Source organism: Paenibacillus sp. DMB20 (assembly GCF_000987955.1).
Classification (GTDB): Bacteria; Bacillota; Bacilli; order Paenibacillales; family Paenibacillaceae; genus Paenibacillus_AQ.
Genome location: NZ_LAZU01000034.1, coordinates 1 through 20,285, shown reverse-complemented (window position 1 = coordinate 20,285; position 20,285 = coordinate 1). Strand labels below are relative to the sequence as shown.

Annotated in this window: 17 protein-coding genes, 8 tRNA genes, 1 rRNA gene and 3 pseudogenes; all 29 read right to left on the bottom strand. The window is 52.8% G+C overall.

Annotated elements, in window-relative coordinates:
* Nucleotides 1-10 precede the first annotated feature (10 nt).
* Nucleotides 11-1,678: a tetratricopeptide repeat protein gene (locus tag XI25_RS18335; protein ID WP_200901445.1), complete on the bottom strand. Its 1,668-nt coding sequence runs from the start codon at nucleotides 1,676-1,678 to the stop codon at nucleotides 11-13.
* Nucleotides 1,679-1,821: 143 nt separating this feature from the next.
* Nucleotides 1,822-2,769 (bottom strand): ribose-phosphate diphosphokinase, encoded by a 948-nt coding sequence (locus tag XI25_RS18330; protein ID WP_046679654.1) that lies wholly within the window; start codon nucleotides 2,767-2,769, stop codon nucleotides 1,822-1,824.
* Nucleotides 2,770-2,932: 163 nt separating this feature from the next.
* Nucleotides 2,933-3,772, bottom strand: coding sequence for a histidinol-phosphatase HisJ (gene hisJ, locus XI25_RS18325; protein ID WP_046679653.1), 840 nt, complete (start codon nucleotides 3,770-3,772; stop codon nucleotides 2,933-2,935).
* A gap of 19 nt (nucleotides 3,773-3,791) precedes the next feature.
* Nucleotides 3,792-4,496: a bifunctional phosphoribosyl-AMP cyclohydrolase/phosphoribosyl-ATP diphosphatase HisIE gene (gene hisIE / locus XI25_RS18320; RefSeq protein WP_046679652.1), complete on the bottom strand. Its 705-nt coding sequence runs from the start codon at nucleotides 4,494-4,496 to the stop codon at nucleotides 3,792-3,794.
* Nucleotides 4,493-5,251: an imidazole glycerol phosphate synthase subunit HisF gene (gene hisF, locus XI25_RS18315; protein ID WP_046679716.1), complete on the bottom strand. Its 759-nt coding sequence runs from the start codon at nucleotides 5,249-5,251 to the stop codon at nucleotides 4,493-4,495. The genes hisIE and hisF overlap by 4 nt, the downstream gene beginning before the upstream one ends.
* A 130-nt stretch (nucleotides 5,252-5,381) precedes the next feature.
* Nucleotides 5,382-6,113 carry a 1-(5-phosphoribosyl)-5-[(5-phosphoribosylamino)methylideneamino]imidazole-4-carboxamide isomerase gene (hisA, locus tag XI25_RS18310; protein ID WP_200901443.1) on the bottom strand — a complete coding sequence of 244 codons (732 nt, stop codon included), beginning with the start codon at nucleotides 6,111-6,113 and terminating at the stop codon, nucleotides 5,382-5,384.
* Between the two features lie 27 nt (nucleotides 6,114-6,140).
* A complete protein-coding gene (hisH, locus tag XI25_RS18305) occupies nucleotides 6,141-6,767 on the bottom strand; it encodes an imidazole glycerol phosphate synthase subunit HisH (RefSeq protein WP_046679650.1) in 627 nt (208 codons plus the stop codon).
* 3 nt (nucleotides 6,768-6,770) lie between these two features.
* Nucleotides 6,771-7,376 carry an imidazoleglycerol-phosphate dehydratase HisB gene (hisB, locus tag XI25_RS18300; protein ID WP_046679649.1) on the bottom strand — a complete coding sequence of 202 codons (606 nt, stop codon included), beginning with the start codon at nucleotides 7,374-7,376 and terminating at the stop codon, nucleotides 6,771-6,773.
* Complete coding sequence (gene hisD, locus XI25_RS18295; protein ID WP_046679648.1) at nucleotides 7,373-8,677, bottom strand: histidinol dehydrogenase; 1,305 nt, start codon at nucleotides 8,675-8,677, stop codon at nucleotides 7,373-7,375. The genes hisB and hisD overlap by 4 nt, the downstream gene beginning before the upstream one ends.
* Before the next feature lie 69 nt (nucleotides 8,678-8,746).
* Nucleotides 8,747-9,389: pseudogene (hisG, locus tag XI25_RS18290) on the bottom strand (ATP phosphoribosyltransferase).
* A gap of 40 nt (nucleotides 9,390-9,429) precedes the next feature.
* A complete protein-coding gene (locus XI25_RS18285; protein ID WP_046679647.1) occupies nucleotides 9,430-10,632 on the bottom strand; it encodes an ATP phosphoribosyltransferase regulatory subunit in 1,203 nt (400 codons plus the stop codon).
* 524 nt (nucleotides 10,633-11,156) lie between these two features.
* Entirely contained in the window at nucleotides 11,157-12,377 is a 1,221-nt protein-coding gene (locus XI25_RS18280) for an acyltransferase (protein WP_046679646.1), read from the bottom strand.
* A gap of 330 nt (nucleotides 12,378-12,707) precedes the next feature.
* Nucleotides 12,708-12,872: pseudogene (locus XI25_RS36945) on the bottom strand (DapH/DapD/GlmU-related protein); the annotation flags it as partial.
* A gap of 327 nt (nucleotides 12,873-13,199) precedes the next feature.
* Nucleotides 13,200-13,847 (bottom strand): pyrophosphatase PpaX, encoded by a 648-nt coding sequence (gene ppaX, locus XI25_RS18270; RefSeq protein WP_046679645.1) that lies wholly within the window; start codon nucleotides 13,845-13,847, stop codon nucleotides 13,200-13,202.
* A 5-nt stretch (nucleotides 13,848-13,852) separates the two neighbouring features.
* Nucleotides 13,853-14,956, bottom strand: a complete 1,104-nt coding sequence (gene lgt / locus XI25_RS18265) for a prolipoprotein diacylglyceryl transferase (protein ID WP_046679644.1) — start codon at nucleotides 14,954-14,956, stop codon at nucleotides 13,853-13,855.
* Nucleotides 14,957-14,967: 11 nt separating this feature from the next.
* Nucleotides 14,968-15,663, bottom strand: a complete 696-nt coding sequence (gene hprK, locus XI25_RS18260) for an HPr(Ser) kinase/phosphatase (RefSeq protein ID WP_235439975.1) — start codon at nucleotides 15,661-15,663, stop codon at nucleotides 14,968-14,970.
* A pseudogene (locus XI25_RS34965) lies at nucleotides 15,650-15,877 on the bottom strand (HPr(Ser) kinase/phosphatase); the annotation flags it as partial. The pseudogene XI25_RS34965 and the gene hprK, both read right to left, overlap by 14 nt.
* 536 nt (nucleotides 15,878-16,413) lie before the next feature.
* Complete coding sequence (locus tag XI25_RS18255) at nucleotides 16,414-17,538, bottom strand: ABC transporter ATP-binding protein (RefSeq protein WP_046679643.1); 1,125 nt, start codon at nucleotides 17,536-17,538, stop codon at nucleotides 16,414-16,416.
* 101 nt (nucleotides 17,539-17,639) lie between these two features.
* Nucleotides 17,640-18,644 (bottom strand): PucR family transcriptional regulator, encoded by a 1,005-nt coding sequence (locus XI25_RS18250; protein ID WP_052759671.1) that lies wholly within the window; start codon nucleotides 18,642-18,644, stop codon nucleotides 17,640-17,642.
* On the bottom strand, nucleotides 18,604-18,924 hold the full coding sequence (locus tag XI25_RS31460) for a hypothetical protein (protein ID WP_052759670.1): 321 nt from the start codon (nucleotides 18,922-18,924) through the stop codon (nucleotides 18,604-18,606). Before XI25_RS31460 ends, XI25_RS18250 begins: the two co-directional genes overlap by 41 nt.
* Nucleotides 18,925-19,043: 119 nt before the next feature.
* Nucleotides 19,044-19,116: transfer RNA gene (locus XI25_RS18245), tRNA-Lys, on the bottom strand.
* Between the two features lie 7 nt (nucleotides 19,117-19,123).
* Nucleotides 19,124-19,209 (bottom strand) — tRNA-Tyr (locus XI25_RS18240).
* Between the two features lie 12 nt (nucleotides 19,210-19,221).
* Nucleotides 19,222-19,294 (bottom strand) — tRNA-Phe (locus XI25_RS18235).
* Between the two features lie 75 nt (nucleotides 19,295-19,369).
* Nucleotides 19,370-19,446: transfer RNA gene (locus tag XI25_RS18230), tRNA-Asp, on the bottom strand.
* 14 nt (nucleotides 19,447-19,460) lie between these two features.
* Nucleotides 19,461-19,536, bottom strand: a tRNA-Thr gene (locus tag XI25_RS18225).
* A 17-nt stretch (nucleotides 19,537-19,553) separates the two neighbouring features.
* A tRNA-Val gene (locus XI25_RS18220) sits at nucleotides 19,554-19,629 on the bottom strand.
* Nucleotides 19,630-19,638: 9 nt separating this feature from the next.
* Nucleotides 19,639-19,715: transfer RNA gene (locus XI25_RS18215), tRNA-Met, on the bottom strand.
* 34 nt (nucleotides 19,716-19,749) lie between these two features.
* Nucleotides 19,750-19,841, bottom strand: a tRNA-Ser gene (locus tag XI25_RS18210).
* 71 nt (nucleotides 19,842-19,912) lie between these two features.
* A 23S ribosomal RNA gene (locus XI25_RS18205) occupies nucleotides 19,913-20,285 on the bottom strand; the annotation flags it as partial.

The following is a 20,285-nucleotide window of genomic DNA, read 5'->3' as shown; positions in this document are numbered from 1 at the left end:
GAATGAATAACTAGATTTTTTCTGTAAAAGGGCGAAAACCTTCCTTATCCTCCCCTTTATTTCCGCAGATCCCATCCATCTGCCGGACATAGCGGCGTACGGTGGATGAAGATATGCCGTAACGGTCCGCCATCTCTTCATACGTATATGCGCGGCCTCTTAATTTGGCTGCCGTATATTCAAGTGCCGCCGCCCAACCCGAGGTATTGCGAATATTGGGAATGTCCGGATACAGGCGGCTCAAAAACCCGGACCAGAGCGCCTCCATCTCCCGTTTCCGGAAGGGATCGGTACGCTTGTCCATCGATTGGAACACCTTATCCAGCACTTCCTGCCAGCTGTGGTGCCAATCCGGCCGGACTTCCCGGGCCTTCGGTCCCGCCTCCCGTTCATGCAAGCGTGCACTGTCGCTCTCCAGCTGCTGCAGCACAAGACGTGCCGCATCTTTCAATTCCGCATCCTCACCGGGTTCCTGCAGAAACAGTTGGAGCGCATGCTGCACTTCTTCGTCCGCAATTCGCTCAAGCGTTCGGATGACCTGAAGCTTGATATGCGGCTCTCCGTGCCGGAGCGCCCAAAAGAATGACGAACGAATCAGCGGATTGTGCTTCGCTTCCTCCGTCAACGCATCGCCGTCCTGCTCCCAGCGCTTAAACTGCTCGTCAAACGGAAGATGATAATGGTAGCTTACCTTCATCGTTCCGACTTCGGATTGCTTCATCTGCTGCATCTGGGCGAGATAGAAGTCCGGAATCACCGATTCCGGATCGAGCTTTTTGCATTGCCGCCAATGCTTCGCTGCCGCATCATAATAACCGCTGTTGCACGCGGCAACCGCAGCATAATGATATAGACTCGGGTCACTGTTGAACTCCTCATTCTTCAACAGACGGCGGAAGTTGTCGTAAGCCGCTTCATGCTTGCCTAGTATGCCCATGGTCGTTGCCAGCTTGAACACATGCTCCTGGTGAAACGGCACGGTAACGGCCAGCATATTCACCAGCCGTTCCCGCTGCTCAGCGTTATTCTCATGTTGGAAAAATATAGCCAGGTTGCACAATCCGTGCAAATTGCCCGGCTCCAATTCCAACACGTCCTCAATGGTCTGCTTGGCCTTGGCGAACCGGCCCATATAATAATATGCGAGGGCCAGGTTGTTGCGCGCCGCCAGAAAATCCGGACACTCGTCCACAATGGCCTCCAGCAGTTTGGCTGCCTGGGCAAACTTCCCGTCCTCCAGCAAAGCCCGGGCATTTTCATGCTCGACCATGCCTTCCCGGCTCTTGATCCGGTTTACCTTGGTCGGACGGTTCAATTCATAATGGAGCAGCTCCATCATCTCTTCCGCCTCGTCCATGAACTGACCGCTGGGATCCTCCTCCAGGTAAGTGATCAGCGCTTTCTCCGCCTCTTCAAACAACTCCATGTTGGCGTAATTGTTCGCCATATAAAAATGACATTCCGTCATGGTGGAATCGACTTCGTCCAAAACATGCCGCAGCACCCGGTTCGAGCCCTCGTAATCGCCCGTCTCTGATAATATACCCGCCATATTGCAATGGTTCACCGGATTTTCCGGCTCATATTCAACAGCTTTGCGAAAATATTTCAGTGCCTTGTCATATTGGTAACGATCAAGCGATCTTACGGCGCGATCAAAGAAAAAATTAGCGTTCATTTCGATAGGTATAATATTGTGCAGGTTCTTTGAACCCGACGAAAATGGTTTCACGGAAGCAAGGCACCTCCTTTAACTTGCTTCTCTATCCCCAACAGTATAACATGTTACAACGTCATTTGCAGAAAAAAAGACGCCGGTTTTCACACGCCGGCGTCCTTGAATAAAGTGGCAATGGAGCCACCCTCCGTAATGATATGCGTTGCCTGCGCCAACATGGAGGCTACGGACAATACTTTAACGAAACCTTTATGGTCATCGGGCAGTGCAATGGAATCCGTAATCACCATTTCTTCGATATGCGCATGGTCCAGACGGTCAAGGGCCCCGCCCGAGAATACGCCATGTGTCGAACAGACGATGGCATCTCTGGCGCCGCGCTCCTTCAAAGCTTCCACCACATGGACGATCGTGGACCCCGTATCGATCAAGTCCTCGATAATGATGGGCGTCCGGTCCTTTACATCGCCGATTACATGGGTGATAACCGATTCATTGTGCGCGGGGCGCTGCTTGATCATCATGGCGAACCTCGCCCCCAGCCGGTTTGCAAGCTTTTCCGCCGTTGTGGCGCGCCCGGCGTCCGGCGAGACGATTACCGGCCTTTCGATATTTTTGCTTTTTAAATAATCCGTTATGAGATCAAGTGCCGTCAAGTGATCGACCGGGATATTAAAGAAGCCCTGAATAGCCGGAGCATGCAGATCGATCGTAATGACGCGGCTGGCACCGGCAGTCGTCAGGACGTCAGCCACCATTTTGGCGGAGATCGGTTCCCTAGGGGCCGTCTTGCGCTCCTGGCGCGCATAGCCGTAATACGGAACAATGATATTAATCGTCCGGGCAGAGGCACGTTTGGCCGCATCGATCATGACAAGCAGCTCGACGAACATTTCGTTGATCGGATGAGAGAAGGATTGCAGGAGAAAGACATCGCAGTTGCGGATGCTTTCCTCATAGTGGACGTAAATTTCCCCGCTTTTAAAGCGGGAAATTTTGATTTTACCCATTTCAACGCCAAGCTTTTCACAAATGCTCGCTGCCAGCTTCGGGTTGGACGATCCGGCGAACAGCCGAAGTTTATGATACATGAGATCCTCCTGGGATACCGAGAATAGTGACGTATTTTATTTCCGCCTTTCCGAAAAAAAGAAAGCGCTGTCGGCAAAGCAGGCTGCCCTCCGTCTAGGCATCCTTCCCTCAAGGGGAGATGTTATGATCGACGGAAATACAGCCTCACTGTTGTCTTCTCCATTATACATCGGTTAACCCCGATCTCAAAGGCACCATTTCCCTTTTACGGTTCTTGAAGACAGCAACCCCTTCGACGCCAAGCTCAGCGAGAAGCGCACGCGCTTGATCCAGGTTTTCGCCCAGCTTCTGAGGGTGGTGGGCATCGGAACCGAGGGTGAGCGGAATGCCAAGACGCACCGCTTCTTCAAGCATCCGCCGGCTCGGGAACATCTCCTTGCAGTCCTTGGACAACCCCGAAGCGTTTAGCTCCATCGCTTTGCCGTTCCGGGCAACAGCGGCGAGGGCCGCTTTTTCCATCGCTATAACCTCATCCGCATGCTCCGGCCCCGGTCCAAACCCGAACCTCTTTATCACGTCCAGATGTCCCATGATATCATAAAACCCGGTTGCCGCCGCTTTCTGCACCGCGTCATAATACCGGCGGTACACCACAAGCGGGTCCTTATCTTCCCAGCCATGCGTTTGGCGGTAGTCCGTAATGTCCCATTTTCCCAAAAAGTGTATGGAGCCGATCACGTAATCCCACGGGTAGCCCCGGATAATCTTCTCGATCTGCCGTTCGTACCCTTCGATATAATCGCCTTCCAAGCCCACCCGGATCTCGATCCGGCCTTTATACTTTTCTTTCAGCGACAAACATTCTTCGACATAACGCGGAAGCTCTTCCATGGGCATCGCCATTCCGGGGTAGTATTCTTCCGGTTTCACATGAATCAGCGGCATATGATCCGACAACCCCAGTTGATCAAGGCCCAGTTCAATGCCCCGCTTCACATACTCTTCCAATTCCCCGGCCGCATGGCCGCAGCGGGCATGATGGGTATGATAATCGATAAGCATAAGCTTTTTTAGCCCCTTTCTAATCGCGACGGGGCCGTTCATGGCGGCGGTTCAACTCAGCCATGATATCGTCAAGCGGCAGCTTGCGTTCCTGCAGCAGCACCAGCAGGTGGTAGATCAAATCGCTCGCTTCCAGGCGAAGCTCGTCATTATTCCGGTTTTTTGCCGCAATAATGGTCTCCGACGCTTCCTCGCCTATCTTTTTCAGGATCTTATCCACGCCTTTATTAAACAGGTACGTAGTATAAGCTCCCTCCGGGAGCTCCGCCTCCCGTTGCGCGATAATCTTTTCCAATTCGCCCAGTACCGCAAAACGGCCGCCGCCAAGGCCCGGTTTGTTGTCTTCGCCTGACAAACTCGGCTGCCCTTCAAGCGTAATTTCGTTAAAAAAGCATGTATTTTCACCCGTGTGACAGGCGGGTCCTTTCGGATTCACCTGCACGAGCAGCGTATCTCCGTCACAATCGTAAGCTATGGACACGATCGACTGGGTATGGCCCGAAGTCGCGCCTTTGTGCCACAGTTCCCCGCGGGAACGGCTCCAAAACCACGTCTCCCCGCTGTCCAGCGTGCGCCGCAGCGCTTCCCGGTTCATGTAAGCCATCATCAGCACTTCTTTGCTGGACGCATCCTGAACGATCGCGGGCACGAGTCCCGCCTGGTCCCAGCGGATATGCTCCAGCACCTGCTCCAACGACAAATCCAACTTCATATTCCCGCTCATCGGATGTCCACTCCCTTTTGTCTCAAATGTTGTTTCAAATCCGGTAAGGAAATTTCCTTGTAATGGAATATGGTTGCGGCAAGCCCGGCATCGGCTTTTCCGGAAGTGAACGCATCGTAAAAATGCTCCTCTTTCCCCGCACCGCCCGAAGCGATCACCGGGATCGACACGGCGCTCGAGACAGCCGCGGTCAACGCCAGGTCAAACCCGTCCTTCGTTCCGTCGGCGTCCATGCTCGTCAATAGGATTTCGCCCGCGCCGAGCGACTCGGCCCGCTTTACCCAATCGAGCGCCTTGATGCCTGAAGGCGTGCGTCCGCCGTGAGTGTATACTTCCCACTCTCCCCAAGCCTCGTTGTACTTCGCGTCAACCGCCACGACAATGCACTGCGAGCCGAACCGGCGCGCCCCGGCTGAGATGAGCTCCGGCTGCCGTACGGCAGCGGTATTGATGCCGATTTTATCCGCCCCCGCACGCAGAATCCGTTTCATGTCATCCACGGAGGATATGCCGCCGCCGACGGTGAACGGAATCGCGATTTCTCCGGCCGTTCTGCGCACGACCTCCTCCATCGTAGCCCGACCCTCGACCGAAGCCGAGATGTCCAGAAAGACCAGTTCATCCGCTCCTTCGCGATCATACAGCGCGGCAAGCTCTACCGGATCGCCCGCATCGCGGAGATTTACAAAGTTTACCCCTTTTACAACCCGCCCGTCCTTTACGTCCAGACACGGAATAATCCGCTTGGCCAGCATGTTTTCTCTCCCTCTTTCCCGCATATTTTTGCAGTGTCTGTTGTTCCATCTCCTATTCCGTCCGTTGCTTCTTCAGAGACAGCCTTCCTCCGTGTTCCCAGCCACGCAAGGGCGTTCGCATCATACTGCATTACCCGATTTGCTCCAACGCTTTAGCCAAATCGATGCTGCCCGTATACAGGGCTTTTCCCACGATTGCGCCGCCTACGCCGTCCCCGCTGTGTTTGCTTAGCGCGAGCAGATCGTCCGTCCGGGTCACGCCGCCCGAAGCAATCACCGTGCGCCCGCTCGCCTTCGCCAACGCCACGATGGCTTCCACGTTCGGCCCCTGCATCATCCCGTCGCGAGAGATATCCGTAAAAATAAACGTCTCCGCGCCTTTGGCCGCCAGTTCCTTCGCAAGGACCTCGGCCTGGACCTCGGACGTTTCAAGCCAGCCCCGGGTAGCCACATAACCGTTCCGGGCATCGATGCCGATGGCCACCTTGTCTCCATATCGCCCAAGAACCGTCTCCGTAAATTCACGGTCCTCGATCGCAGCCGTCCCGATGATCACGCGGCTCACACCCAGCGACAGCAGGCGCTCCACATCCTCCAGCCTCCGCAAGCCTCCCCCGACCTGTACCGGAACGCTTACGCTTGAGGCAATTTCCGCGATAATCGTTTCGTTTACCGGATGCCCCGCTTTAGCGCCGTCCAGATCCACCAGGTGAATGAATTTTCCGCCCTGCTCCTCCCAAGAGCGCGCTACCTGCAGCGGGCTGTCGTTATAGACGGTCTCCTGGTTGTAATCGCCCTGTACGAGCCTGACGCACTTGCCTCCCCGGATATCGATCGCTGGATAGATGATAAAAGATGACATGTTTATCCCCGCTTCCTCAAGTATGATTTAATAACGCCTCTGGCTCTTCGTCATGGACAAAAAATTACGCAGCAAACTCATCCCCAGCTCCCCGCTTTTCTCCGGATGGAACTGCATGCCGCAGACGGAACCGCGACCGACGATCGCGGTGACCGGCTGCCCGTAGTCGGTTACCGCCAGCAGATCTGATTTTGCCTCAGGAAGAACATGATATGAATGGACGAAATACGCATGCCCTTCCTCAAGCCCCGCAAAGAGCGGATGCTCCGGCTGCAGAAACCGCAGGCTGTTCCATCCCATATGAGGTACCTTGTAATCCCCTCCGTCAAAACGGACGACCGAACCCGGCAAAATGTCCAACCCGTCATGCGCGCCGTACTCCTCGCTGCGGCTGAACAGGAGCTGCATCCCGAGACAGATGCCAAGCAGCGGTTTCGTGCCGGATGCCGCTTCCTTCATGACGATATCCAGTCCCGACTCGCGGAGATGCTCCATTGCGTCGCCATAAGCGCCTACGCCGGGCAGAATGATGCCGTCCGCGGACAATATTTCCGCCCTCTCCCCGGTGACAAGCGGCTCGTAACCGAGCCGCTCTACCGCTTTGCCGACGCTGTGCAGATTGCCCATGCCATAATCCACAATCGCGATGGCCATGGCTTACAGTACTCCCTTCGTGGAAGGCACGCCCGTTACGCGCGGATCGATGCTCGTCGCTTCATCCAAAGCACGGCCAAGCGCTTTAAATACGGCTTCGACCATATGGTGCGTATTCCGCCCGTAATGGACGATGACATGCAGCGTAATGCGGGCTTCAAGCGCCAATTTCCACAGGAACTCATGGACCAGCTCCGTATCGAACGAGCCTACCAGCTGCGCCGGGTATTCCGCGCGGTATTCAAAATGCGGCCGGTTGCTGACGTCGATCACAACCTGCGCAAGCGCCTCGTCCATAGGCACGAACACGCTCGCGTACCGTTTGATGCCTTTTTTGTCTCCCAAGGCTTCCCGCAGCACCTGGCCCAGGCAGATGCCGATGTCTTCTACCGTGTGGTGATCGTCGATTTCGATATCCCCGTTGGCCTTCACGCGAAGATCGAACTGGCCGTGCTTCGTGAACAGGTCCAGCATATGGTTCAGAAAAGGCACGTCCGTCTCCAGCTCCGATACGCCGGTTCCATCGACGTTAAACGCCAGGGTAATGTCCGTTTCGTTCGTTTTGCGGCTGACGCTCGAGGTCCGCCCTTTCGGTTCAAATGTGCTCACGATGATTGCCCCCTTGTTTTGGTCTCCTGCTCCAGCCGGATTTTGATCGCTCTCGCATGGCCTTCCAGCCCTTCCCGACGGGCCAGTTCCATAATCGTTTCGCCGTCGCGGAGCAGCGCCTCCCGGCTGTAATAAATCATGCTTGATTTCTTGATAAAATCGTCAAGGTCCACCGGCGAGGAGAACCTTGCCGTCCCGTTCGTCGGAATGATATGGTTCGGCCCCGCAAAATAATCGCCGACCGGCTCCGAGCTGTACGGACCGAGGAATATCGCGCCCGCATTCTCGATCCGGCCGACAATCGCCATCGGCTCCTCCGTCACGATCTCCAGATGCTCCGGCGCGAGCCGGTTCACCGTTTCGATCCCCTCATCAAGGGATGCCGTTACGATGGCCGCTCCGTAGTTGTCCACCGAGGCGCGGGCGATATCGCGGCGCGGAAGCAGCTCCAGCTGGCGCTCCACCTCGGCCGACACTGCCTCGGCCAGCGCTTGGGACGGTGTCACAAGCACAGCGGACGCCATCTCGTCATGCTCCGCTTGCGACAGCAGGTCCGCCGCGATATAGGAAGGTTCTGCCGTATCGTCGGCCAGCACGACGATTTCGCTTGGCCCTGCGATGCTGTCGATATTGACGGCGCCGTAAACCTCCCGTTTTGCCAGGGCAACGTAAATATTGCCCGGCCCGCAAATTTTATCGACTGCCGAAATGGTATCCGTCCCATAAGCAAGAGCGGCTATGGCCTGAGCTCCCCCAACGCGGTAAATCTCGGTTACGCCCGCTTCGGCTGCGGCAACCAGGATGTAGGGATTGATTCCTTCCCGGCCCGCGGTTGCCGGCGGCGTAACCATGACGATCTCCGGCACGCCCGCTACCTGAGCAGGAATCACATTCATTAGCACGGATGAAGGATAGGCGGCTTTCCCCCCGGGCACATAAACGCCGACCCTCTTCAGCGGCCGAATGATCTGTCCCAACATGCTGCCGTCCGGTTGAAAATCCATCCATGAGCTGCGCTTTTGCTTCTGATGAAAAGCCCGGATGTTATCCGCCGCTGCCCGGATCGCCGTCACAAATGACGGCTCCACCTTCCCATACGCGGCTTTCAGCTCATCATCCTGCACACGCAGTTGGTTCCCGCTCAGCCTCATTTTGTCGAACTGCTCCGTATATCGAAGCAGGGCGGCATCGCCCTCTGCACGAACGGCTTTGATGATCGCTTTAACCGTTTCGTTCTGTTCCGGCGTTCCGTAATCGCTCTCCCGGTTCAAATTAAAGTCACGCAACGATACAACCTTCATTACCGATTCCCCCTTACCTGTCATCTCCATGCATGGATCCGTTCGACAATTCATTCTGAAGCCATTCCGTTAGGATTTCGAGGCCTCCGCATGGATTACCTTTTGCAGCCTGTCGCAAAGCCTCTGAATTTCTCCGTTCTTCATCCGGTAACTTACCCGGTTGGCGATCAACCGGCTCGTGATTTCAAAAATGCTCGTCAGCTCCACAAGCCCGTTCTCGCGCAGCGTCTGCCCGGTTTCCACCATATCGACAATCCGGTCCGCGAGCCCGATCAGCGGCGCAAGTTCAATCGAGCCGTTGAGCTTGACGACCTCCACCTGCTGCCCCTGCTCCCGGAAGTACCGGGAAGCCACGTTCGGGTACTTCGTCGCCACGCGCTGGCGGATGCCCGGGGTCCAATCGGGAAGCCCGATGACCGACATCCGGCACCGGGCAATGCCGAGGTCCAGGAGCTCATACACGTCCTTATCCTCTTCCATCAGCACATCCTTGCCCACAATGCCGATATCGGCTACGCCGTACTCGACATAAGTCGGTACATCCACCGGTTTGGCCAGAATAAACTCCATGCCCGCCTCCGGCAGCGGAATGACAAGCTTTCGCGTTTCATCCACGTCGAGCGGAATAGGCAGCCCGGCTGAACGGAACAGCGCCGAGGCTTTTTTTGTAAATGCGTCCCTTTGGCATAGCCACTTTTAAAACTTCTGCCATTTTCCGCACCTCCTCATGTCAGTTTTAAACGATTATTCATCTATGAAAACGTGATGATTTCCTTATAGCCGTTATGAAGCAGCCCTCGGCGGGAACCCTGATCATTTCGGGCATCCCGATGTATGCCTTCCGCATCATCGCCAAGCAGCGAGGTGACGACGATCCGTCCCTCTTTCCGAAGTCCGGCAGCTTTCATCAGACCTGCCTTCCGATGCTCCGCCGTATATTGAATCAAAATCGGCCGTTCCTCGTCCGGCTCATCCCAACGCACGCCATCCAGGATACGGTTTGTCTTGATCGCGAACCCCGTTGCCGGAACGCTGCGCCCAAACTGCTTCAGCAGTTTGTCGTAACGCCCGCCGCTTGCTACCGGAGACCCGATCTCCGCCGCATAACCCTCGAAAATCATCCCCGTATAATAAGAGAAGTCCCCGATCATCGTCAGGTCGATCAGTACATGTTCGGATACGCCGTGGGCCTCCAGCACTTCCCACACCTTGCACAGATGCTCTATGGAAGAGCGGGCCAAGGGATCGCCGCTGAGCTCCATTGCTTCCTCGCAGACTTCCCGGCCGCCGCGAAGGCGGAGGATGCCTTCAAGCTCATTCGCTTGATCCTCGGACAGTCGAAGATCGTCGATCGCATTCCGGTATCCGACATAGTCCCGGTTGAGCAAATCCTGCTTCAAGCTCTCCTGGTCTTCCACCCGCTCCGGCAGCGCCTCCTGCAGCAGGCCGTTAAGGAAGCCCATATGCCCCATGGCGATTTTGAACGTGTTCACGCCGGCCGCCTGCAGCGATTCAATCGCCAACGCCACAACCTCCGCATCCGCCTCGGGCGAGTCATCGCCGACCAGCTCCACGCCGGTCTGGAAAAACTCGGCCTCGCGTCCGGCCTCTTCCTCTATGGCTCGGAAGACGTTCGCATGGTACGACAAACGGATCGGCAGCGGTTCTTCTTTCAGCAGGGAAGCGACTACCCGGGCAATCGGCGCCGTGATATCGGAACGGAGCACCATGGTCGTGCCCCGGTTGTTCAACAGCTTGAATAACTTTTGGTCAGACGTCGAGCTGGCTACGCCAACCGTATCGTAATATTCCATCGTTGGCGTCATGATTTGCCGATAACCCCAGCGTTCCATGCATTTGAGCACCTGAGACTCGATCCGGCGGAGCCGTGCTACCGCATGAGGGAGATAGTCACGAACGCCTGCAGGTTTCTCAAATCCTTTTGGTTTAGACATGCGATTCACCTCGAATATGTTTGCCTTTGAAATTACCGTTATAAATGTCTTGTATATATAATGAGAAATAACGAATATCCCAATTAACCCACGTTTCTTTATTGTGGTACAGTACTACCGTGCTAACAAATTAAAGAATATTGGCTATATTACCATACTTCCGGCTTTACCGTCAATCGACGCAATGAAAACGGAAGTTTTATCGGATTCATTTCCTGCTCGTGCCGTTCAAACCTCTAGCCTTCCTTAAAAAAGTATAGGTTCTCATAGCGTTTTGCTAATGTGCGCTGACCACTTTTTTGATATTATAACCCACCTTTGTCCTGCATTGTGGAAAATCCATCCATCTCCCTGAAGTTTGAACAATGGAACCGCCGCCGTTATTTTTGACCCTATGTCTGGACGCCAACCCGGCTCATGATTTCCGCAACAAAAAACCGTCCGGTTTCCCGGACGGTTTAACTCTGGCTGAATCGCCAAAAAGATGTTATTCATTTTTTGAAGTCCTTGCAGGACAAGGCTCCCTACAGATCCACCGATCGCTTGCTGTCTCCAGCCACCGGTTCCCGTCTGGTTTGCGGCTGTGCCGGAGCTTTCGGCTTCAGGGAGCGCGGTACGCTGCCGAGCAGCATCCAGGCACCCGGAATACGCCGGAGAATGAATTGGGTGACCAGCGCGCTTACGATGAGCGCCGAAACCATGCCGCCGTATATCCACATTAGATAGTCATCCGTTACCGGATTCAGGTTGAAATCAAACTTCCGGTAAAACGCCAGCCAGAGCGGATGCACGAGGTAAATGGCAAAGGACAGCTCGCCGATCCTCGTCAAAACAGCGATGATTTTTTTCCAACCGCTGTTATACAGCCAATTTGCAGCCTGCATCAGGACCAGCGCCGAAAAGACGGTATGCATGTTCCAGAGGAACTCGTACCATAGAGAGTCATATTTTGCGCCAAGCAGCCGCGTGTTATACCACAGCTGTACGTGAGTCAGCGCAAGGGCGAGCCAGCCGCCCCAGAGAGCGATGGTGGCTCTTTTTTGTCCCGATGTCTGCTTCTTCCATGCCGAAGTCAGCCAGACTTTGTACTTGTCGTAATTGATGGCAAGGTATGCACCCAGCAAGTAATACGCCAGATAGGAAATCGCCAAGCTGCCCTTTGTCGAGTAATGCAGCTCGTATTTGTTCCACACGATAAAGCCCCACTGAAGCAGAAAACCGATCGGCACCGCCCATCTTACCAGGAGTTTGGACGATTTAAACAGCATGAGGAAAAGCGGGAACAGAATGTAGAACTGAAGGCTGATAAATACAAAATATAAGTGTGTGTAGTTTTGCCCCTTGGCCAAACGATCCAGGAACACCGGAATCTGCGCACCCCAGTCTAGCGAGCTGTTCAGCATACCGTTTTGTTCCAGCCGGATCAAAAAGTAGCCTATGGAGATCAGCAGGTACGGGAGCAGGATGTAAAGCAGCCGTCTTTTGTAAAAATTCGCAATCAGGCTTTTGGTCAGAGGACGGTCATAATAATTGTAAAACAGCACAAAGCTGCTCAGGAAAATGAACGACGGTGTTCCATACTTAAAAAAGATGTTCAAGAAGTTGATAATGTAATAGAATCGGGAATCGATGGCATCGACCGTCGCGAACGAGGTCGCATGGACATGCAGCACGCCCAAAATGGCCAATGCCCGATAAATGTCCAGCTGCGGCAGCCTTTCTTTTTTCTTGATCGTAGCTTCCATTCTTTCAATCTCCTTTAAAAAACAAAGTATAAACGGCCCGAATCGAATACAAAAGAAAAAAACGCTCGGCTGGGAATGAGGTGACAGAGCGTACAGGGCAGATTAAGTTTTCTCTTTCATAGATAAGACGACGATAACCGGGAGTTTGTTGCTTATTTTTGCTTTTTGCTTCCTAATTCCTGTGCCAACGAAAAAAGCCCCGCAAGGCAGCTACCCAGGGGACCCTATGATTCTTTCGTTTTGTTTGCCCTATTCATTTTACAATATTAACAGGTCTTTTGGAACCCGGCAGTGCCGTTTGTCTCAATTTGACTCCCTTTCCGGGGTTGCCCGTTTCAGTTCCCGCAGCGGGTTTCCGCCCACAAAAGAGCCCGGGGCCACATCTTTATGCACAACCGCTCCGGCCGCTACCACGGCTCCATCCCCGATCGTTACTCCCGGCAAAATGGTCACGTTCGCGCCGATCAACACATTTTCTCCAATAACGACTTCTCCCAGACGGTATTCCCGGATCAGGTACTCATGGGCCAAAATGGTCGTGTTATAACCGATGACGGAATTTTCGCCGACCGTAATTTTTTCCGGAAAGAACACATCCACCATGACCATTAAACCAAAAGCCGTGTGCTTGCCCACTTTCATGCCGAGGATATTCCGGTAAATCCAGTTTTTCATCGACAGCACGGGGCAGTAACGCGCAAACTGGATAAAAATGAAGTTTTTTAACGCCCTTGAACGGGCTCACTGTACGGTAAATATGCCACAGCGCATTATGCCCCTCTACGGGATAGCGGGTTACCTTTCTGGCCATTCCCTCGGCTCCTATTCCTGCTTCTGTCCTACAATACGGTATAAATCCCGCATATCTTTCAAAATAAAATCAGCACCCTTGTCCCTAAGCACCTGTTCCCCCTTCAGGGACCAGGATACGCCGGCAGCCAGCACGCCCGCCGCTTTTGCCGACTGGATATCCACCGCGCTGTCACCGACCATGAGCGTTGTCTCAGGCTTGCAGCCCAGCTGCTCCACAGCTTTCAGAACAGGCTCCGGATGCGGTTTCGGATGCTCTACATCGCTTACCGTAACAACCGCGGACATGTATGGGGCCAGATCGAATTTTTCAAGCGTCATCAGGGTTGACGGGCGGATTTTGGTCGTCACGATCCCCATGGAAATTCCCTGGCCGTGCAGCCATTGCACCACTTCATTGACATGAGGGAACGGACGGACCATCTCGTCGTGATGCTCTTGGTTGTAAGCACGGTAGAGCGGTACAAGCTGACTTACATCCTCTTGTCCCGAAAAGGTCTGCAGCTGGTACTCCAGCGTGGTACCCATATGCGGAATGATGCCTTCTCTGGACAAGGGACCTTTCGGTCCCTTTTCAAACACATGCATGAAAGAGGATATGATCAATTCATTTGTATCTATAATCGTTCCATCCAAATCAAACAGTACGGTTTCAATCATGCTGCCTACTCCTTTTTGTCGTCAGGCTCTCTGTTGTTGATTCCGGAGTCCGCTGTATTTGTATCCCGTTCTGCCGGAATTATGTCTTGGTCTGCCGGGTGCGGATGCCTATCGGCAGGTGCTGCCTGCGGGGCTTTCGCGACCGGCTGCTGCTTGCGGTTCAAATCGGCTTCAGGCGTCGGAGCTGCCCCCGGCTTGCTACAATACACCGGATCCAGATAACGTTCATTGGCTCTTCCGGTTACGCGGCGAACAATAATCAGCACAATGCCGCCGACTACGATCAAAATGGGGAGAAGCTGGGAAATCCGGATGTTGCCGTATGCCGGATCGAGATAACCCTGCTCGAAGCCCATCCATGTCATCGGGCTCCACAGCCCGTTGATGAAGGAGGCCAATGCCGAAGGCCCTTGAAACGCAAGGCTGTCGGTACGAACCGCTTCAATGAAGAAACGGCCGATGGAATACCAGATAAAGTACCCGATAAAGAGCTCGCCTACACGCAAAAATTTTTGTCTGCGGAGGACCAACAACAGAATGATGCCCGCAAGGTTCCACATGGACTCATACAGGAACGTCGGATGATGGAACACGCCCTCCACGTTCATTTGATTGACGATGAAATCGGGCAAGTGCAGGTTATTCCGCAAAAAGGATTCCTCTACCGGACCGCCGTACGCTTCCTGATTCACGAAGTTGCCCCAGCGCCCGATCATCTGCCCCACCAGAAGGGAAGGCGCGCACATGTCGGCGATTCGCCAAAATTTATACCCTTTATAACGCACATAAATAACGGCACATATAATGGCACCAATCAGAGCACCGTAAATGGCAATGCCGCCGTTCCATATTTTGAATACATCGACGAAGTTATCTTTATAATCTTCCCATTTAAATGCCACATAGTATATTCGCGCCCCGATAATAGCGGAAGGAACGCCAAGAAGCAGCAGGTCCATGAAAAATTCCTGCGGAATGCCGAAGCGTTTGCCTTCGCGAATGACAAGCAAAAGCCCGGCAAGGGCTCCCAGACCCAAGATAATGCCATACCAGTGGACGCGCAGCGAGCCGATGGAAAAAGCCACCGGATCGATCAGCAGTGTTGACATCCATTTCCCCCCTAGTCCAAATCATCCATATCTTCGGCAATCGTAGCCGTCAACTTGTTCGTGAATTGCAGCGCTGCGTTCAGTCCCATCTGCTTCAAACGGTAGTTCATCGCCGCTACCTCAATAATGACAGCCAGGTTACGCCCGGGACGAACCGGAATCGTCACGAGAGGAACATCCGTATCAATAATGCGAGTGGTTTCTTCATCCAGTCCCAGTCGATCATATTGTTTATCCTGCTGCCAGGCTTCCAGGCGAACGACCAGGGTGATCCGTTTATTGTTGCGTACCGCACCCGCGCCAAACAAGGTCATAACGTTAATAATGCCGACACCGCGGATCTCCAGCAGATGACGGATCAGCTCAGGGGCGGTTCCGTGAAGCTGAAAGTCCGAGGTTTGACGAATTTCCACGGCATCGTCCGCAATGAGGCGGTGTCCTCTTTTTACAAGCTCAAGGGCCGTTTCGCTCTTGCCGATGCCGCTGGAGCCGGTAATAAGCATGCCTACGCCGTAAACGTCGCACAATACCCCGTGGATGGTCGTGGTCGGGGCAAGCCGGCGTTCCAAAAAGCTCGTGATCCGGCTTGTCAAAATCGTGGTCGCCATGCTGCTTCGGAGAACAGGCAGGCCTTTTTTCGTTGCTGACCTCGGCCAGCTCTTCCGGGACCTCCAAAGAGCGGGTAACCACGATGCAGGGCGTTTCATCCGTGCACAATCGGCGCATCCGCTCTTTGCGTTCCTCAGGCGTAAGCATTGCAAAAAAAGCAAGCTCCGTCCGTCCCAGCAGCTGAACCCTCTCGCGCGGGTGATATTCAAAATAACCGGCCATTTCCAATCCCGGCCGATTCAAGTCATCCGTTGTAATCTGACGTTTTAAACCTGCTTCTCCTGAAATGACCTCCAACTGGAACTGCTGCACTAGCTCGGACACTTTCACTTTTTTTGGCCATGGTTGTACCCCTTTTCTTCCCTATGTAGAAAATCTTAACGCAGATCTTATCCGATCCGCTCATCGATGCATTTTAAATACGCAAGTATCAACGACCCTTGGTTCTTCGAAAAATACAGGCGTCTCTGAAAGTTAACGCAAGCCGAGTATCCAAATAATTTCATACTTAAAAAATAGCCTTACTTCCTGATATCTTAACAGGAATTCAGGGCGAATTGCAACGATTCCAGAGTTTCGATCCGTCGTTCATGACGGATGACTGAGTCCATCACGTTCGACATTTTTCACATGATCCACGCCAGCGAATGAACAAAGACCTTCCTTTCCCAATGATTCCAATAAAAAAAAACGTCTATCGACGTACATTTTCAAGGAAGCCAGACCTCATATAGCGGAAGTTTTCTTGCGAGATAAGGAAGCCGCGTCTTTCGAAGCTTATACTCTTATATCTAAAAAAAAACCGCCCTGTGGGGCGGTTTTTCGAAAGAAAGCCGACTGCCGGAGAATTAGTCTCCCAACAATACGTTCAGTTCGGACTCTTTATCAAAGATATGAACTTTGTTCATGTCGATTGCCAGTTTAACGTTGTTGCCTTCGCGGGTAGTGGAACGTCCGTCCACGCGTCCGATTACGGTATCGTTGCCAAGACCGCTCAGATACAAGAGCATTTCGTGACCCAGGTTCTCGGTAACGTCAACTTTAGCGCTGAAGATGGTGTTCGGGGAAGCTTCAAGGAACACTGGCTCCTCATGAATATCCTCCGGACGAACGCCCATAATCACTTCTTTTCCGATCATGGATTTGTTTTTCAACAGCTGGGCTTTTCCGCCTGGTACTTGAACGTTCAAGCCTTGAGCCGTAAAGTATACGTCGCCGTTTTGCTCGGACAGTTTGCCGTTGATGAAGTTCATGGTTGGGGAACCGATAAAGCCCGCAACGAACATGTTCTCCGGCTGGTTGTAGAGCTCTTCAGGAGAAGCTGCCTGCTGGATGATGCCGTCTTTCATAACCACGATACGGTCACCCATCGTCATCGCTTCAATCTGGTCGTGCGTTACATAGATACAAGTGGTTTCAAGACGTTTAACCAGCTTTGTGATTTCGGCGCGCATCTGACCGCGCAGTTTAGCGTCCAAGTTGGAAAGAGGTTCGTCCATGAGGAACACTTGCGGATCGCGGACAATCGCGCGGCCCAAGGCCACACGCTGACGCTGACCACCGGAAAGAGCTTTCGGTTTGCGGTCGAGCAAATGCTCGATGTCCAGGATTTTTGCTGCTTCACGTACACGCTTGTCGATTTCATCCTTTTTCACTTTACGGAGCTTCAAGCCGAAGGCCATGTTCTGATACACATTCATGTGCGGATACAGGGCGTAGGATTGGAATACCATCGCGATATCGCGGTCTTTCGGTGCAACATCGTTAACTACGCGGTCGCCAATATACAGTTTACCTTCGGAAATTTCTTCGAGTCCTGCGATCATCCGCAAAGTTGTGGATTTACCGCAGCCGGAAGGACCTACCAATACCAGAAACTCTTTATCTTTAATATCGAGGTTAACATCGATTACCGTTGCTTTATCAGCACCTGCATATTTCTTGTAAATGTGTTCTAAACGTACGCCTGCCATGCTTTTTGCCCCCTCATCAAAATTATGAAATCGAATACAATTTATAGTCTAATATTAACCGATGGGCCACTGACTGGCTATACACAATCTGCACAAAAAACCTATTTCCTTTTCGTTAATTTATACAATAGCAGCGTTAACTTCACCAATACCGCATCCCCGAAGCTGCGCACATCCAGTCCGGTTTCCTGCTTGATCTTGTCCAGCCGGTACAGCAGCGTATTGCGGTGGATATATAAACGTTTCGCTGTCTCGCTTACGTTGCAGTCCAGCTCGAAAAAGCTTTCCAGCGTCGAAACGGTTTCCTCATCCTCAAAGACATTCATGTGATGACTTGCATATTCCTCCAGGAACCGGGTCCGCTGCTCATCCGGAATACTGTACAACAAGCGTTCCAAATGCAGTCCGTCGGAAAGGTGAATATGCTCCTTGACATTAAAAGTTCGCCCGATCAATAACGTCTCCCGAAGCAGCCTTAGCCCCTCGACCAACTGATCCATAACTTTAACCTGCGGGATTGCGGCCACATGAAAATCCCCAACCCACTCGCTCGAAACCAATTCATACAATCCCATGCAAAAAAGAGACAGCAGGTCCTGTCCGTTTTCTTCCTCATGGTCCTCCTTCTCGTCCGAGAGACCATCCAGCAGCCTGGGATCCGCAAGGAACAGCCACTCGCTATCCTCGAGAAGAATGAGCACAATCTCGCCGTCAAAATAACTGCGCAGCAATCTCTGCAGCGCCTTGTAGGAAATATCAGCCTCGTGATGGCTCTCGTTGACGAGCAGGAACGGAACCATCTCCTCGGTGACAGCCAGCTTTGTTTTGAATTCTTCCGGCAGCGGTGACCCATATTCTTCTTCGTGAAACCGTTCATTTAACCATGCGCCCAGGCGTTTTGCCCGCCGTTCACCTTCTCCCTTGCCAATGGTTTGCGTTCCCGGCAACGATAGAACCGGTTCGGCTACATTTTGTAGGAGCAGGCTGATCAGGTTGGCCTCGGTTTCGGAAAGATGTTCAGCCTGTATGGCTACCACTGCAGGCTTTTCTTCGGATAATGCCGTTTTAAACCAAATCTCGCCGGTTTCTGTATAAAAAAAATGCACCCGGTTTCATATCTCTATAGGCCGCCCGTATATCTCCTTCAAGCAATGGCTTTCCTTTTGATTCGTCATTAAGGATACCGTAATCGGATTCTAAGATGAGTTCCTTTTTATGATTGGCAGCAGATCCGGCTTTGGGTTGTTTCATCTCTCTCTTTTTCGCTTGCGAACCTGAATCATGGCCCAAACAAGAGTCCGTATCACTCTCGCTCCATGATTTAAGGGTTACTGTGGTACCCAGCATGCGTTCCAAACTTTCAACGATTTGCTCCAACTCCGCCATAGATGACTCCACCACTTTGTCGTTTTTTTATTTATTTTAGCACAACCGGCCGGAATAACTGAAATATAGAAAAAAACAAACGAAAAAAAGCCGCCAACAATGTTGACGACTTTTTGGGATGAGCCATGAAGGACTCGAACCTTCGACACCCTGATTAAAAGTCAGGTGCTCTACCAACTGAGCTAATGGCTCTTAAAACTGGTGGAGGATGATGGATTCGAACCACCGAACTCGTACGAGAACAGATTTACAGTCTGCTGCGTTTGGCCACTTCGCTAATCCTCCATGATATAAAGGTGGCTCGGGACGGAATCGAACCGCCGACACGAGGATTTTCAGTCCTCTGCTCTACCGACTGAGCTACCGAGCCATATGTAATTCACAAAAAAATAGTGTGAAGCTTCTCGCTTCTCTCACACTTTTTGAAGTGTAACATTATAATAAATGGCGGAACCGACGGGATTCGAACCCGCGATCTCCTGCGTGACAGGCAGGCATGTTAGGCCTCTACACCACGGTTCCGCATTTAAAATAACTGGTGCCGGCGAGAGGACTTGAACCCCCAACCTACTGATTACAAGTCAGTTGCTCTACCAATTGAGCTACACCGGCGTATTCAATTATGTACATGGTGGAGGCTGAGGGGATCGAACCCCCGACCCTCTGCTTGTAAGGCAGATGCTCTCCCAGCTGAGCTAAGCCTCCAGGTATGTATGGTAGCGGCGGAGGGGATCGAACCCCCGACCTCACGGGTATGAACCGTACGCTCTAGCCAGCTGAGCTACGCCGCCATATTATACATGGTTTGCAATCAGGTTATATGAATGGCGGAGAGAGAGGGATTCGAACCCTCGCACCACTTTCGCAGTCTAACCCCTTAGCAGAGGGTCCCCTTATAGCCACTTGGGTATCTCTCCATCATAACCTTTTATGCAGTTACAGAGATTGACTCCCTGAAAACTAGATACGAAACGTTTTGCGTTATATTTAGGATAAGCCCTCGACCGATTAGTATTGGTCAGCTCCATGCATTGCTGCACTTCCACCTCCAACCTATCTACCTCGTCGTCTTCAAGGGGTCTTACATACTGGGAAATCTCATCTTGAGGGGGGCTTCACGCTTAGATGCTTTCAGCGCTTATCCCTTCCGTACTTAGCTACCCAGCCGTGCTCCTGGCGGAACAACTGGTGCACCAGCGGTACGTCCATCCCGGTCCTCTCGTACTAAGGACAGCTCCTCTCAAATTTCCTACGCCCACGACAGATAGGGACCGAACTGTCTCACGACGTTCTGAACCCAGCTCGCGTACCGCTTTAATGGGCGAACAGCCCAACCCTTGGGACCTACTTCAGCCCCAGGA